Source organism: Congregibacter sp., from assembly GCF_047617445.1.
Lineage (GTDB): Bacteria > Pseudomonadota > Gammaproteobacteria > Pseudomonadales > Halieaceae > Congregibacter.
This window is the reverse complement of the sequence record NZ_JBLGBE010000003.1, coordinates 79,502-93,194: the sequence shown is the minus strand read 5'-3', so window position 1 is coordinate 93,194 and position 13,693 is coordinate 79,502. Positions and strand designations below refer to the sequence as shown.

Genomic DNA, 13,693 nt, shown 5'->3' with positions numbered 1-13,693 from the left:
AATGGGTGTGAGAATTTTGGGCCTGGGGCTAATCGTGATTTCCATGGCTTTACTCTATCCAGGGATTACCCAGCCGGTGCTCACTTTGAGCGGCGAGCTTGAGAAATCTGAGCTAGCGGATTTCGGTATCGACCTTATTGCCGGTGAGAGCGGTAGTACGCAGACCCGGGACATGCTCAATATGATGGCGCGCATGGTGGGCCTCGATCAAATTGAGGGTCGTGTTGAGGCTTATCGCAGTACGCGATCAATTGTAGGTATGTCAAAAGAATTGGCTGACAATGGAAACATGCTGGTTGCTGTGATGATTGTCAGCTTTAGTATCGTGATACCCGTACTGAAGCTGCTACTGCAAGCTGTTGCCTTGCTGGTGCCGGGAACGTTTGGACGACGACTGCTGAAGCTCAACGCCGCGCTAGGCAAGTGGTCTATGGCCGACGTCTTTGTGATGGCGATGCTCATCGCCTTTATGGCTGGCCAGGCATCTAATCATGTAGGGGATTTGTTGATTATGGACGCGCAGTTGGAACCGGGATTCTGGTTTTTTCTGGGCTACTGTATTTTTGCTATAGCGGCTGGCGGGCTGCTTAACTGGCGTGCAGCCCGCCAGGCGTATCAGCCTGCGCTCAGTGACACGGTGTAGCCTTCGGTCGGTGAAGCTGCGCCCTGGAGCACTTTCAAGAACGCCTCTTGTGCAGCGGACTCTCCGTCAAAGTGCCTGATTTTTAACCAGTCGTCTGCAAAGCGGCGAAAGTTTACGAAGCTGCTCGCAATCCGCTTTTCCATTTCGCTTGGGCCCCATTCCTTACTGCGTTTTGCTGCTTGTGCGGGCGCAAAAAAGAGTTCGGGTTTAGGCCCTGGAAGAGTCTCTCCGGCGCCCATAGGTCCGTCTTGATGCGTTGCCCCAACCAGGCAGGCATAGCGCAACTCATCGCCGTAGTGACTGTGCAAGGCCATGTTCACCGCACGGTCGCCGGCCATATCGACGCTCACCGTGGAGTTCTGCGCTGGCAGGCTTTCGATGTCGTCATAGGTAAATACCGCATCGTAGCAACCGAGCTGTTCACAAAAGGCTTTGTTGCCTGCTGATGTGAGTCCCACGCTGCGCAAGGCGCCTCGGGCTTGTACGGCATGCGCGAGCGCAATGGATGTTTTACTGGAGGCGCTGGTGATCAGGCAATCCTTTGCCGCGTAAAAATCGTTGTCGAACAGCGCGTCTTCACACAGCCAGGATGTGAGATACAGACCTCGGAGCAGGCTGTCCTGCTCTTCACGCGCTGCCTCATAAATCGGGTTGCCAGCCGCGCGTTGGAACTGTGCATATATAGGAGCTAGTCCGTCCCGATGCTCCGATATGTCGCAGAAGTTGTAGCTGTTGGCTTTACCGGCGTTGATCAGTAGATGTGTCGACATAGGGAAAAACCCCCAGACCCGCTCTCCAGCGTCAATCTCGGAATGCGCGCTCTTTAGCACCGTGGCGTATCCCATGGACGGTACTCGCCCCCAGGCTTCATCCCCGGTGGGAAAGAAGCGCCAGTAGCCCAGTAGATCGCCCACGTGACAGTAGCTGATATTGTTGGCCGTGAGTGCAAAGCGGTCGACCTCTAGCAGCACCTGCCCGTCTTCCAGTGTCTCGGGCAGCGTGTCTTGGACAACTCGCAATTCATCAAATGCTTTGCGATTCGTTTCCAGTGTTAGTTGAGTGCTCATCGTGACTTAAAGGGCCGCCATGATGGTTTCAGCTGCACTAACATCAACACCGGCACCAGGCTCGACATTAATGACGGACACAGTCCCGTCTTCCACAATCATTGCGTAACGCTGGCTTCGTAGACCCATACCAAAGCCACGGCCGTCGAGTTCAAGGTCCAGGGCCTTGGTGAAATCGCCGTTACCATCGGCGAGCATCATGATTTGCTCCGCATTCTGAGCCTTGCCCCAGGCGTCCATGACAAAAGCATCGTTGACTGATAGACAGGCGATCGTGTCTACACCGGCGGCGAGGATCTTGTCAGCATTTACGACATATCCAGGCAGGTGGGTCATAGAGCAGCCGGGGGTGAAGGCGCCGGGTACTGCGAAGAGTACGACTTTTTTGCCGGCAAATAGCTCATCTGTACTGATCGGCGCAGGGCCGTTTTCGCCCATGAACTGTAGTTTGCCTGCGGGGATTTTGTCTCCAACGGAAATGCTCATATGTACTCTCCTTGCCTGTGCGTGATGTGTGGCCCGATACTGTCTGCTTAGCCAACACAAACAAACCGAAACGGGCGAAGATGGTAGCAGATCATCATGACTGAATGCTGTCCGCTGTGTGCTACGCAGAGCACGGCGTTTTTCCATCGTGATCGCCACCGGGAGTACTTGCGCTGCGAGCAGTGCAAGCTGGTGTTTGTGCCGCCGAAAGATCATGTTTCAAGCGCCGCAGAGTTGGCGTATTACCTGCAGCATGAAAATCAGGTGAGTGATCCCGGATACAGGCGGTTTTTGTCGCGCCTTGCGGATCCGTTGTGCGAGCGGCTGGCACCGTGCAGTGTGGGCTTGGATTTTGGTTGCGGTCCCGGACCTGCGTTGGCGGCGATGCTCACCGAGGCCGGGCATTCCCTGGCCCTTTACGATTATTACTTTTTTAACGAGCCGGCGGCGCTGCAAGTCAATTATGATTTCATTACTGCTTCTGAGGTGGTGGAGCACCTTCATCGGCCCAAGGATGTGCTGGCAATGCTTTGGGATCGCTTGCAGCCCGACGCCTGGTTTGGGGTGATGACAAGATTGGTGCTCAGTAAGGAGGCTTTTGCGCAGTGGCACTACATTCGGGACCCCACACATGTGTGCTTTTTTAGTCGTGAGACGTGGATTTGGTGGGCAGATTGTCGCCATGCCACGGTGGAGTTTCTGGGCGCTGACGTCATTCTTCTAAAAAAAGGTCCTGCAAAGACCGAGTCCAGGAAACCCGTTTAGCCTTTTGCGGCCTTAAGCATGCCGTCAAAAATGAGCTCGCACTCCCGGTAAAAATCGATCTGCTCTTTACCGAGATAGGGCGCAATCATGGTGAGTAGCTGAAAAACGCCCTGATGAATACAGCGCTGGGCATCACTCTGATCATGGAGAAGCCGGTCATAGTTCAGCCAATAGGTCAGCTGCAATGTCATGTTCTCTACCAGAGCGTCCATTTGTAGAGTGCTCAAAGGCACTTCTGATTGTTCAAACAGGCTGCTGATGATGGCTTTTAGTGCTGCTCGCTTTTGCGCAAGAATTCTTCGAAACCCGCGGACAAGCTTTGGGTAGCGACGCATGAGGTCATCGAGGTTGTGGTAAAGAAAGCGGTATTGGTAGAGCTCTTCAAGCACCACATACAAGTAATACCAGTTATCCTCGACGCGGCCTTTGTGCTCGTGAAGCGGTTGTTCTAGGGGTGCTTTAAGCGTTTGTCCCAGCGCTAGCTGAAACTGCTCGAACAGCTCGGCAATAATCTGATCCTTGCCTTTGAAATGGTAGTAAAGGTTGCCCGGGCTAATGTCGAGCTCTGCCGCAATATCGATAGTCGTCGCGTGGGCCTCGCCCTCGTCGTTAAAGAGTCGAAGGCTTGTATCGAGGATGCGGTCGCGGGTCTTCACGGTTGTTCAATGGAGTCTTGCTTAGCCGCTCTTTCGTCGCGAGGGAACCTTTTTAACCGCTTGGGGCTGTTTCTTCGCCGGAGTTGATTTGACAGTGGTCTTTTTGGCGCGGGCCGGGGCTTTTTTCTTGCGTGCGGGAGTTTTTCGCGACGGCTTCACGCTGCCGTTTGAGCTCAACGCATCGGTAAGTGCGTCTACACGATTGGCCAGCCGATCAATTTTTTCGTGGAGTGCGAGTAAGTCTTCACCCCGTGCTGGGCGCTGCAAATTAAAGTTCTCGCGCACTCGATTAATACGCTCTTCGACGGAGTTGCGTGCCGCTGAGCCAGCCTCGATGGCGTCTCGCGCTTCGTCTTCTAGGGCTGCACCTGCTTTGACCAGCTCCCGAAAGAGCTTGGGGGGTTCAACGCCGGCTTTTTCTAACCGCCCTTGGGCCTCATCGACCGCGCGACCGTAAGCTCCGACGCCTGCAAGCCATATGTTTTTCGCTATTTCGCCGGCTTTGTCGGTAACTTTGCTCTTATCGTCTGCCATCGTGCTTCCTCTGCGTGATTGCCTCTTCGCCGCAACAGTGGTCGCGATCAGCGTGAGCGCTGGAGGCGACCGATAGGCTTTTTGGTGCGGACGATGGCTATTATTCTGAGCTGCCGGCACAGTTTAGCAGACAAATTTGAAGCAAAAAAAGGGGGGTCACAACGTGACCCCCAAAAATAATCCCCAGGTCGGGGACAGTGAACCCGTTAGGATGATTAAGCAGCAGCTTTGAAGCCTACAGAACCTTTAAGCTCAGCAAAACGTGCACGAGCCTTTTGCAGTTGTGCTTCCAGCTTGGCACGGTCGAGTGCAGCAACTTCCAGCTTCGGCAGATCAATATCGTCGATAGCATTCTTGGCTTGCTTCTCTACTTTCTGGCCACGCTTGACCATCTCTGCGTAGAGCTTGTCAGCTTTCTTGCGACGTGCACTGAGCTCAGTCTCGACAGTCTTGACCTGACCTTGGAACTGATCAAATGCCATGCCGTAAAAACCCAGGCTTGCAAGAAAGGCGCTGCGGCTTGCTTCGGTCATGCGACTCTGCAGGCTAACAGTCTTCTTGGCCGCGGTTTTGCGAGCTGCGGTTGCTTTACGAGCAACAGGCTTGCGCTTGGCAGTGGTCTTCGCAGTGGCAGTGGCAGTGGTCTTGGGCTTGGGTGCTGCTTTCTTGGCTTCAGCCATAATGTTTACTCCTAAAGTTTAAAAAATACCGTAATCAATTTGTAGATGTGTTCGGTGCGCTGGCGCTCCGATTTACTTCTTGTCACGCCTGCATCGCCATCCGGGGGCAGAAGCAGGGAGAATTACAGGAATCATAGTCTCTCTCCTTGTTGGCCAGCGCTGCGACATTGCTGCGCTAGACGGTGTCGGCCTTATTGGACTTGCTCTCTGGCGTGGCGCTGACTACTCACATCTCCAGTGAGACGCACTGTAGGAGAAATAATTAGAACAAACATACTAATCGGCACAGCTGAACTGTGAACTTTTGCACATTTGCGAGAATTGCTTGTTGGGAGTGGAGCCGGAAGGAATGCAATCAAGCATGGATATGCAAACGGGCGCCGAAGCGCCCGTTTACGACTGAATTGCAGGCTGAGCTTTAATCCAGTGGCTTAGGTCCTGCTGCCACGATAGCCGCGGTTGCATCAAACTTAACAATATTGTCCTGAAACAATCTCGCCAGCTTGTTGGCCTGGGCATCGTAGGCCGCACTATCACCCCAGTTATCTCGGGGATTGACGAACTGCACGTCCACGCCGGGGATTTCTACAGGGAAGTCTAAGTTGAGTATATCCAGATGACCTAGAGGGGCATTGAGTAGTGCACCGCTCTCTGCCGCGGCTATTATAGCCCGGGTGACTGGAATGGGGAACCGAGCGCCGGAGCCACCTGCGGCGCCGGAGCCACCGGTCCAGCCCGTGTTGACGAGGTACACCTGGCTTTCAAACTCATCGACGCGCTTCATGAGCAACTCGGCATAATCACTGGCCGGCCGCGGCATAAAAGGAGCCCCAAAGCAGGTTGAGAACGTCGGATGAATACCCGCCTCGGCACCCACCTCTGTAGAGCCTACACGAGCTGTGTAGCCACTGAGAAAGTGAAAAGCGGCAGCTTCTTTGGACAGGATGGAAACCGGAGGCAGCACGCCGGAGACATCACAGGTCAAAAAGATCACACACTTGGGTTCGCCCGCGGCGTTGGCCATCACCCGCTTGGGTATATGTACCAGCGGGTAGCAGCAGCGACCATTCTCGCTCAGGCTGGTGTCGTCATAGTCAGCGTGGCGATGCTCGTCAACGACGACGTTCTCCACGATGGCGCCGAACTTGATGGCGTCCCAGATGATGGGCTCGTTTTTCTGGCTCAGATTAATAGTCTTTGCGTAGCAGCCACCCTCGAGGTTAAAGACTGCTCCGCGGGTCCAGCCATGCTCATCATCGCCAATGAGGTAGCGGCCAGGATCTGCCGAGAGTGTGGTTTTACCTGTGCCGGAGAGGCCAAAGAACAATGTGGTGTCGCCGTCTTCGCCTACGTTCGCTGAGCAGTGCATGCTCATGACGTCTTTCTCGGGCAGCAGAAAGTTCTGCACTGAGAATACGGATTTCTTCATTTCACCGCCGTAACGCATGCCAGCGATCAGGATGCGACGCTGGGCAAAGTTCACGATAACCGTGGCTTCAGAGGCCGTGCCGTCGCGCTCAGGGTCGCACACAAATTCTGGAACGTTCATGACAGCCCACTCGGGCTTCCGGCCGGGGTTGTACTCCTCAGGCTTGATGAACATGTTGCGCCCGAACAGACCGTGCCACGCCCACTGCGTAGTAACTTGTAGTGGCAGATAGTGATCGCTGTGCGCGCCTACATGCAGGTGTGAAAGAAAGCGATCCTGCTTGCTGAGATAGGTTTCTACCCGTTCCCAAAGAGCATCAAACTTGTCTGCGTCAAAGGGACGGTTGACGCTGCCCCAGTCGACGGCGTCTTCACAGCTGGGTTCGCGGACAACAAAGCGATCTCCAGGAGATCGGCCGGTGCGCTTGCCCGTGGTGACCAGAAGGGCCCCGGTATCAGTGAGTGTGCCTTCGCCGCGACGCAATGCCTCTTCGATGAAGTCGGCAGGTTGCAGGTCAATGTATTCCCGCGGGGTGGGGTTGCTTGCGCTCATGCAGTGAAGTCCTGTGTTGGCATGTCGGAGCGTTGCTCTGCGGATCTAAGTCACCGGGGTGCTCATCACTAATGTGATAGGCCCTCTGGCTACTGTCATGCAGGCTAGGTTGGTTGCCGCTCAGATTGGGGATCGTATTATGGCGAATCGCATCGTGATTGTGAACCAAATCAAAGTGTTTCAGTTCGCAGTTTTGCTCAGTGAATGGCTGCGCCATCGTCGGGGCCCAGGAGTCCGCGCAGATCACCTTCGCGAAACACATAGCGCTGGTTGCAGAATTCACAGTCCATGGTGACCGCGCCCTGCTCGCCAAGGATGTCGCGAATCTCCTGTTCGCCGATCGTTGCAAGCGCCGCGAGAGTACGGTCCTGGCTGCAGCTGCAGCGAAAGCGCACAGGCTCTAGGTCAAAGAGGCGGATGACTTCTTCGTGATACAGGCGGTGAAGTAGCGTTGCATCGCCCAGCTCGATGAGTTCCTCGGGGCTCAAGGTCGCGGCGAGCATACATACGCGATCCCACTGCTCCTCGCGGTTGGGGGCACTGGTCTCGAGCTGAGGCGGAAGCTGTTGTAACAAGAGCCCTGCAGCCCGTTTACCGTCACTGCTGAGCTGCAGGCGGGTTTGCAACTGCTCGGACTGACTGAAATAGCCGTCGAGGCTGCTTGCCAGCGACCCGCCCGTCAGTGGCACGATGCCCTGATATCGCTTGCCGCGCTCGGGTGTTACACAGAGAACCAGTTGTCCTCCACCCAGTAATGCCTCAAATGAATCAGAAGTGGCGGCCTCTGTGCCTCGGGCGATCGCTCGAACCGTAAGTTCGCTACTGCATTCGGCCATGATCAGTGGCACTTCGTGGTCACTTCGGGCCTGCACCGTCAGACTGCCTCGAAACTTTAATGTGCTCGCCAGTAAAACGGCAGCGACCATGAACTCCCCGATAAGTCGGCTGACGCCGGGGGAGTAGCTGTGAATTGCGCTGGCATCGGTGATCACCTGGTCCAGATGCACAATCTCGCCACGCAAATCCATCTGTTCAAACAGGAAACGACGTTTGCCGTCGGCGTGACGGATGGCAAAAATTTCGCTAGGAGTAGTCATGGCGTCTAGTGTAATGCACCAGAAACTCCGTGCTAGCATGCTGCAGCCTTTTACTGAGCTGTTGTACGCCTAATCCTTATGCAAACCCTACTCTTATACGCTGTTACGGTAGTGATCTGGGGCACTAGTTGGTTTGCTATCAAGTACCAGCTGGGGCCGGTGGATCCTCTCGTGTCCGTCGCGCATCGTATGGCTCTCGCGGCCGCGTTTTGTGCCTTACTGACGGTTGTAACTCAGGGTTTTGTGCGCCTTACTCTGCGCAATCACTTGAGAGTCTTTTTACAGGCCCTGTGTCTTTTTTCCTGTAACTATCTCTTTATCTACGCCGCGACTAAGGACTTGTCCTCAGGACTGATTGCGGTGATTTTTTCCACCATGGTCGCGCTCAACGCACTTGGGGGCGCGCTGTTTTTGAATATGCCTCTGCGCCCGCCGGTGATTGTCGGCGGACTACTGGGTTTGCTGGGCATGGCGGCTCTTTTCTATCCTGAACTGAAGACCTTAAGTTGGGCTGATCCGCGAATGCGGGCACTGGTTTTATGTTTCATGGGTACTGTGTGCGCATCGGCGGGCAATCTGCTGGCGGCGGGTAGCTTGCGGCAGGGACTTCCTGTGTTGACCTGCAATACCTGGGGCATGTTCTATGGTGCTTGCACGGTCTATATTGCTGCGCTGTTCCTGCGTATTCCGATCACCGTAGCGCTGCAGCGCGATTACTTGCTATCCCTAGCGTATCTCGCGTTTTTTGCCACGGTGCTCGCGTTCTGGGCGTACATTTCTTTGATAGGACGTATAGGGCCCGCTCGGGCCGCCTACACAACTCTCCTGTTCCCTATCGTGGCGCTTTTAGTATCCAGCGTCCTCGAGGCTTATGTGTGGACGCTTTGGTCTGCTGCGGGCTTATCGTTGGTGCTGGTGGGCAACTGGCTGGCCATGCGCGGCGTGCGTAGCTGACCTATACTGCGGCAAACGCAAACGAGGTAGGTCCGCGTGGCAGGATTCCAGATTCGCAAGCCGCACAGCATGGACAAGGCTGAGCTCCGTGACGCTGCAGAGGGCTTGGCCCGACAGCTTGAAGGCACGCACGGGTTGCGCGCCCGCTGGGAGGGTGACTCCGTAAGGATTAAGGGGTCTGGCGTCGATGGGCGTCTTACACTGAGTGACGCTGATGTGCTGGTAAGTGTGGAGCTTGGGCTGATGGCGTCAGCTTTCAAAGGCGTACTGCGCAGCGAAGTGCAGCGCTTCCTCGATGAGTACGTTTCTTAGCGGCTCACTCGTCAGCCGGTTTTTCTGAGCAGTACTCTTTGCCTCTCTTTTCTAGCCCTGTCGACGCCAGGGTATTGTTGTTCCATTGAATGCGTGTATAAAACATGCATACATGGATGTATGTATAATACGAAAATGTCAATCGATGCTGTGCAAAATCATAATCTCAACGATGCCAGAAGCAGCGCGACCAGAGCGCGACTTATCGATAGCACGATCGATACCTTGATCGAGCTGGGATTTGCGAAGACTACCGGCGTTGAGGTTTGTCGCAGATCAGCGCTAACCCGAGGCGCGCTGAATCATCATTTTCCTGATTTCGCTGACCTTCTCGTTGAAACTCTGCAAACGCTATATGCCCGTTTGCTCGTTGTGAAGCTGGATGCTGAGCTTGGCCCTCTTGAACGGGTGGTTCTTGAATCCTACGAACGAGTGTCACAACCGGCGTTTAAAGCCGTGATTGAGCTCTGGCTGGCGTCAAGGAATGACCCTGAATTCGGCGCGCGGCTAGCAAAGGCGATTGAGCAGAGCTCTGCGCTGTTTTCCCCTACTGCACTGCTTGCGGGGGTTTCGGGGCTGCGAATCAATGATGAGTTAGAGGCGCTCTATCACACCATCTGTGAGGCGCTCATTGGTCTGGGTCTGGGGCGTGCCATTAGTGGCGGGGACGGTGTGGATCATGAAGAACGCGTGCTTAGCGTTTTACAGAGCATGGCGCGGGACTACGATCACGCATGCAGTCAGCAGCGTCTCAGGGCAGAAACCACAATCCAATAACAGGCCCTCAGGGTCAGGCGGTTCACTATGGCAAAAAATCAGCAGATTTACTCGGTGTGCACCATTTGCGATATCGGCTGTCAGCTGCGCGCAGAGACAGAAGACGGCAAGTTGAAACGCATGATTGCCCATGACAATCCGGCTCTGGCGCGCAACGTTTGCTACAAGGGCACGGCCGCGGCACACATCCATAATCATGCTGATCGGCTTACCAAGCCCCTTAAGCGCGTGGGTGAGCGCGGAGATGACCAGTGGGAGGAGATTAGCTACGAGCAGGCGATGGATGAGATTAGCGAGCGTCTCAAGAAGGTCGTCGACCAGTTTGGTCCGGAGTCTCTTGCGGTCTCTACATCCGGGTGGAATACGCAGACCACGCACAGCATGGATCGTCGATTCATGAACGCACTGGGCACGCCCAACTACATTAGCGGCGTGTCGCTGTGCGCCGGCAATACGGCTGCGGTCAATAAATTCACTTATGGCTGGTTTCCCTTTGCCGATATCGCTAATTCAAAATGCATCGTGTTGTTTGGTCATAACCCCCGCAAGCACAGCTGGACCCCAGTTTTTAACATGATCAATCAGGCGCGGGATAACGGTGCCAAGGTGATCGTCCTGGATCCCAGAGTGTCGGAGCAGGCTGAGGTAGCGGACCTGCACCTGAGTCTGCGCTCGGGCACTGATGCGGCGATGTGTTTGGGCTGGTTAAACGTGATTATCAATGAAGAACTTTACGACAAGGACTTTGTCGCTGATTACACCTTGGGGTTTGATGAGCTCTGTGAGCGCGCGAATGAGTACCCGCTGGAGCGAGTGGCCCAGATTACCGGCGTTGACGCTGCTTTGATCGCAGAGGCGGCAAGACTCTACGCCACCGCAGAGAGTGCCTGTATTCCCTGGACACCCATTACCGATATGCAAATCTCTTCGACCTCGGCGATCAGACTGCAGAGCATCTTGCGGGCCTTGACGGGTAATATTGATATTCCCGGAGGAGAGGTTTTTAGCGGCTTTGACCCCAATTATATTCCCGAGTCCAAACTGGGAAATCACGAAATGCTTAGCCAGTCACAGAAGGCCAAGCAACTGGGCTCTGATCTGCATCCGGCTTATACCTATCGGGCTCAAGAGATGCTCTCGGAGCATACCGAGCGTGTCTACGGCTACGGCTATGCGGACATTGTGATGGGTTGTTACATGGCCAATCCCAGCGCTACGTTCCGGGCCATGGCTACCGAAAAGCCCTATCCAGTGAAGGCGTTTTTTGTACTGGGCAACAATGCCTTGATGAGCTATCCCAATCAGCATCAAATCCTTAAGGGCATGCTCAATCAGGAGCTCATTGTTGTCCACGATATTTTTATGACCCCCACCGCTATGCTGGCTGACTACGTGTTGCCTGGGGATGTGTTTAGCGAGCGTAACCACATCTCTGATTACTGGAACTGGAAGCTGGGGATGACTTTGTCCCAAAAAGCGGTTGAACCGCCTCCTGAGGCCAGTAGCACGTTTCAGTTCTGGCGGGATCTTGGGCATCGATTTGGCTTCGCCGATTTGTTTCCCTGGAACAGTATCGAGGACGTTCTTGATTACCGTCTTTCACCATCGGGAAAAACTTTCGCAGAGTTCGCCGATGCCAATTACATGTACATAGAGCCTCCGGAGTACCGGAAGTATCGCAAGACCGGTTTTGCAACGCCCTCGGGTAAAGTTGAGCTGAAGTCCAGCGTACTGGAGAAGCTGGGATTTGATCCTTTGCCCTATTACCGAGAAGGGCCTGCGGTGAGCGATGAGTACCCCTATAACGTGTTTACTGGCGTTCGTGAGGATGCGTTTTTTCAGACCGGGCAGCGGCAGGTAAAAGTACTGCGGGACCGTATGCCTTCGCCAAAACTCTTTATGCATCCTTCAGATGCCCTGCGGGAGCAAATCGTCGATCATGACTGGGTAAAGCTACAGACAGCAACTGGCGAGGTCGTTGCCAAGGTTTTGGTGAAGGATTCCATGAAAGAAGGCCATATCCGAGTGCCCCACGGCTGGTGGTATCCAGAAATGCGGGGTAAGGCGACGCTTGCCGGTGCGTTTATCAGCAGTGATGCCGTACTGTGTCCCGATGATCCTGAATTTCTGGACTACGAGCAGGGAATACCGCATTTCAAGGGCTTTCCCGGACGCATCGTAAAACTGGCCGAGCCCCCGGCGGGCATGTCAGAGCAGGTGTTGGCGGGATGATGCCTATGACAACCTTAAGAGAATGGTTTGGCGATGTCCGACAGCGCCTGTTAACTCGATTAGCGAATCGTACCTTCAGGAAGGATCCGGGGTTTTTTGACCGGATGGCAGCGTTGATCCTGAGGAAGTTGATGGGAGAGGCTCCTCATGATCCGGAGCTGGACCATCCTGAGATCTAAGCTCTCCCGGGTTGAGGTCTTGGTCAGAGGCAGCCGTTTCTTCGGCCTGAATGTCGATGTCGTCTAGAAGCGACGGAACTTCTTCTGTGGGCGTAAGGTCGCCCTGAGCATCTTCCGGTGCCCGGGGATCCAGATCAAAGCTCGTCGGTGCCATGTCCGTCGCTGCCGCAGAGAAGGGCACAACGTTATCAACGATCATCTTGCGCCCGCGCTGGCTCAGGACCACGACAGCCGCCAGTACGGAGAGCCCCGAACATCCCCAAAACAGCCATGATGGCTCTCCAATAGACATGAGCTGTCCAAGGGCTACCGGCGCCAGGACTGCGCCAAGAGCGTTGAGCAGTAGCACCGTCGTACCTACCTCAACAAACTCGTGGCGTAGTGAATTGTCTGCAGCCGTTGCCAGCGACATAGAGTAAAGGGGCATGGTGCTCGCGCCGAAGAAAATAATGGCCGCAAACAGGAGCTCGGATGATGGTGCCATGGCCACGCAGGCGCTGCTGATGGCCGACAGGCTGACCAGGAGCAACATGATGTTTTCCCGGCCAACACGATCGGACAGCCAGCCGAAGGGGTACTGAAACAGCGCGCCACCAATGATGGCCGCCGACATAAAAAGTGTCGTGTCTGCCAGGCTGTCCATGCTGCGGCGCGCGAAGACGGCGCCGAGAGTCCAGAACGCGCCGGTGACTGCGCCGGAGAGCAGCGCCCCCGTGACCGCCAGAGGCGATCGGGACAAGAGTAAGCGAATCCGCGTACGCGTCGATTCGAGGGGAGCCGGAGCGAGATTGCGGGTCATGCTCACCGGTATAGTGGACAGAGCGATAATCGCCGCGAGCACCATAAACGGCGTCGAACCTGTTACGGGTGAGGCATTGACGAGCTGCTGCCCCACGGCCATCGAGAGCAAGACCAAAAACGTATAGACGGAGAGCACCTGTCCTCGGTTGTCCTCAGTGGCCTGGTCGTTCAGCCAGCTCTCAATAATGCTGTATAGACCACAGATTAAGAATCCGATGCCAAAGCGCAGCGCGGCCCAGATCCACCAGGACTCACTCAGCCCAATGACGAGGATGACACTCGTCATGGCGCTGGAGAGTACCGCAAAGCTGCGAATATGCCCCGCTCTGGCGATCAGCCGCGGAACCAGCAGACAGCCGGCGATAAAGCCCAGAAAGTAGGCAGAGCCTCCCAGGGCGATTTGCAGGTCGCTGTGGCCCATCGCTGCAGCGCGCAGTGGCAGCAGGGTGAGCTGCATACCGTGACCCACAAGCAACAACGCTACCGAGAAGAGTAGCGACGTCAGTGTCATCAGTGCTTTCATGGTTCT

General features: G+C 55.2%; 14 protein-coding genes. 6 read left to right on the top strand and 8 right to left on the bottom strand.

All coding sequences use genetic code 11. From position 1 onward, the window contains the following. The first annotated feature begins 1 nt into the window (after window position 1). Window positions 2-643 carry a paraquat-inducible protein A gene (locus tag ACI9KD_RS02050; RefSeq protein WP_414979477.1) on the top strand — a complete coding sequence of 214 codons (642 nt, stop codon included), beginning with the start codon at window positions 2-4 and terminating at the stop codon, window positions 641-643. Here the strand turns inward: ACI9KD_RS02050 and ACI9KD_RS02045 are convergent. Then, entirely contained in the window at window positions 616-1,710 is a 1,095-nt protein-coding gene (locus ACI9KD_RS02045) for a DUF2855 family protein (RefSeq protein ID WP_414979476.1), read from the bottom strand. The two genes, ACI9KD_RS02050 and ACI9KD_RS02045, sit on opposite strands and share 28 nt — an antisense overlap. Window positions 1,711-1,716: 6 nt before the next feature. Then, complete coding sequence (locus ACI9KD_RS02040) at window positions 1,717-2,196, bottom strand: peroxiredoxin (protein WP_414979475.1); 480 nt, start codon at window positions 2,194-2,196, stop codon at window positions 1,717-1,719. A 96-nt stretch (window positions 2,197-2,292) separates the two neighbouring features. Here ACI9KD_RS02040 and ACI9KD_RS02035 point away from each other — a divergent pair, with 96 nt between their 5' ends. Next, window positions 2,293-2,961 carry a class I SAM-dependent methyltransferase gene (locus tag ACI9KD_RS02035; protein WP_414979474.1) on the top strand — a complete coding sequence of 223 codons (669 nt, stop codon included), beginning with the start codon at window positions 2,293-2,295 and terminating at the stop codon, window positions 2,959-2,961. Here ACI9KD_RS02035 and ACI9KD_RS02030 read toward each other — a convergent pair. The 5 genes from ACI9KD_RS02030 to hslO form a co-directional block, all read right to left on the bottom strand. Beyond that, the gene (locus ACI9KD_RS02030; RefSeq protein ID WP_414979473.1) at window positions 2,958-3,617 is read right to left on the bottom strand and encodes a TetR/AcrR family transcriptional regulator; all 660 of its coding nucleotides are present in this window, start codon (window positions 3,615-3,617) and stop codon (window positions 2,958-2,960) included. The genes ACI9KD_RS02035 and ACI9KD_RS02030 overlap by 4 nt on opposite strands. A 21-nt stretch (window positions 3,618-3,638) precedes the next feature. Beyond that, window positions 3,639-4,151, bottom strand: a complete 513-nt coding sequence (locus ACI9KD_RS02025) for a phasin family protein (RefSeq protein ID WP_414979472.1) — start codon at window positions 4,149-4,151, stop codon at window positions 3,639-3,641. 215 nt (window positions 4,152-4,366) lie between these two features. Continuing rightward, complete coding sequence (locus ACI9KD_RS02020) at window positions 4,367-4,831, bottom strand: hypothetical protein (protein WP_414979471.1); 465 nt, start codon at window positions 4,829-4,831, stop codon at window positions 4,367-4,369. Between the two features lie 418 nt (window positions 4,832-5,249). Continuing rightward, on the bottom strand, window positions 5,250-6,812 hold the full coding sequence (locus tag ACI9KD_RS02015) for a phosphoenolpyruvate carboxykinase (RefSeq protein ID WP_414979470.1): 1,563 nt from the start codon (window positions 6,810-6,812) through the stop codon (window positions 5,250-5,252). Between the two features lie 197 nt (window positions 6,813-7,009). After that, entirely contained in the window at window positions 7,010-7,909 is a 900-nt protein-coding gene (gene hslO, locus ACI9KD_RS02010) for an Hsp33 family molecular chaperone HslO (protein ID WP_414979469.1), read from the bottom strand. 78 nt (window positions 7,910-7,987) lie between these two features. Between hslO and ACI9KD_RS02005 the strand changes: the two genes are divergently transcribed. The 4 genes from ACI9KD_RS02005 to ACI9KD_RS01990 all read left to right on the top strand — a co-directional run bounded on the left by ACI9KD_RS02005 (window position 7,988) and on the right by ACI9KD_RS01990 (window position 12,184). After that, complete coding sequence (locus ACI9KD_RS02005; RefSeq protein WP_414979468.1) at window positions 7,988-8,863, top strand: DMT family transporter; 876 nt, start codon at window positions 7,988-7,990, stop codon at window positions 8,861-8,863. Between the two features lie 36 nt (window positions 8,864-8,899). Next, window positions 8,900-9,175 carry a polyhydroxyalkanoic acid system family protein gene (locus ACI9KD_RS02000; RefSeq protein ID WP_414979467.1) on the top strand — a complete coding sequence of 92 codons (276 nt, stop codon included), beginning with the start codon at window positions 8,900-8,902 and terminating at the stop codon, window positions 9,173-9,175. A gap of 120 nt (window positions 9,176-9,295) precedes the next feature. Further along, complete coding sequence (locus ACI9KD_RS01995) at window positions 9,296-9,952, top strand: TetR/AcrR family transcriptional regulator (RefSeq protein ID WP_414979466.1); 657 nt, start codon at window positions 9,296-9,298, stop codon at window positions 9,950-9,952. A gap of 27 nt (window positions 9,953-9,979) precedes the next feature. Next, window positions 9,980-12,184, top strand: a complete 2,205-nt coding sequence (locus tag ACI9KD_RS01990; protein ID WP_414979465.1) for a molybdopterin-containing oxidoreductase family protein — start codon at window positions 9,980-9,982, stop codon at window positions 12,182-12,184. Window positions 12,185-12,259: 75 nt separating this feature from the next. On the opposite strand, the gene ACI9KD_RS01985 is transcribed toward ACI9KD_RS01990, so the two are convergent. Next, window positions 12,260-13,687, bottom strand: coding sequence for an MFS transporter (locus ACI9KD_RS01985; protein ID WP_414979464.1), 1,428 nt, complete (start codon window positions 13,685-13,687; stop codon window positions 12,260-12,262). Window positions 13,688-13,693 lie beyond the last annotated feature (6 nt).

Coding starts and splice junctions, on each gene's coding strand:
- ACI9KD_RS01995 (WP_414979466.1), top strand. CDS start 9,296: ATGTATAATACGAAAATGTCAATCGATGCTGTGCAAAATCATAATCTC.
- ACI9KD_RS01990 (WP_414979465.1), top strand. CDS start 9,980: ATGGCAAAAAATCAGCAGATTTACTCGGTGTGCACCATTTGCGATATC.
- ACI9KD_RS02005 (WP_414979468.1), top strand. CDS start 7,988: ATGCAAACCCTACTCTTATACGCTGTTACGGTAGTGATCTGGGGCACT.
- ACI9KD_RS02040 (WP_414979475.1), bottom strand. CDS start 2,196: ATGAGCATTTCCGTTGGAGACAAAATCCCCGCAGGCAAACTACAGTTC.
- ACI9KD_RS01985 (WP_414979464.1), bottom strand. CDS start 13,687: ATGAAAGCACTGATGACACTGACGTCGCTACTCTTCTCGGTAGCGTTG.
- ACI9KD_RS02025 (WP_414979472.1), bottom strand. CDS start 4,151: ATGGCAGACGATAAGAGCAAAGTTACCGACAAAGCCGGCGAAATAGCG.
- ACI9KD_RS02035 (WP_414979474.1), top strand. CDS start 2,293: ATGACTGAATGCTGTCCGCTGTGTGCTACGCAGAGCACGGCGTTTTTC.
- ACI9KD_RS02020 (WP_414979471.1), bottom strand. CDS start 4,831: ATGGCTGAAGCCAAGAAAGCAGCACCCAAGCCCAAGACCACTGCCACT.
- ACI9KD_RS02050 (WP_414979477.1), top strand. CDS start 2: ATGGGTGTGAGAATTTTGGGCCTGGGGCTAATCGTGATTTCCATGGCT.
- ACI9KD_RS02045 (WP_414979476.1), bottom strand. CDS start 1,710: ATGAGCACTCAACTAACACTGGAAACGAATCGCAAAGCATTTGATGAA.
- hslO (WP_414979469.1), bottom strand. CDS start 7,909: ATGACTACTCCTAGCGAAATTTTTGCCATCCGTCACGCCGACGGCAAA.
- ACI9KD_RS02015 (WP_414979470.1), bottom strand. CDS start 6,812: ATGAGCGCAAGCAACCCCACCCCGCGGGAATACATTGACCTGCAACCT.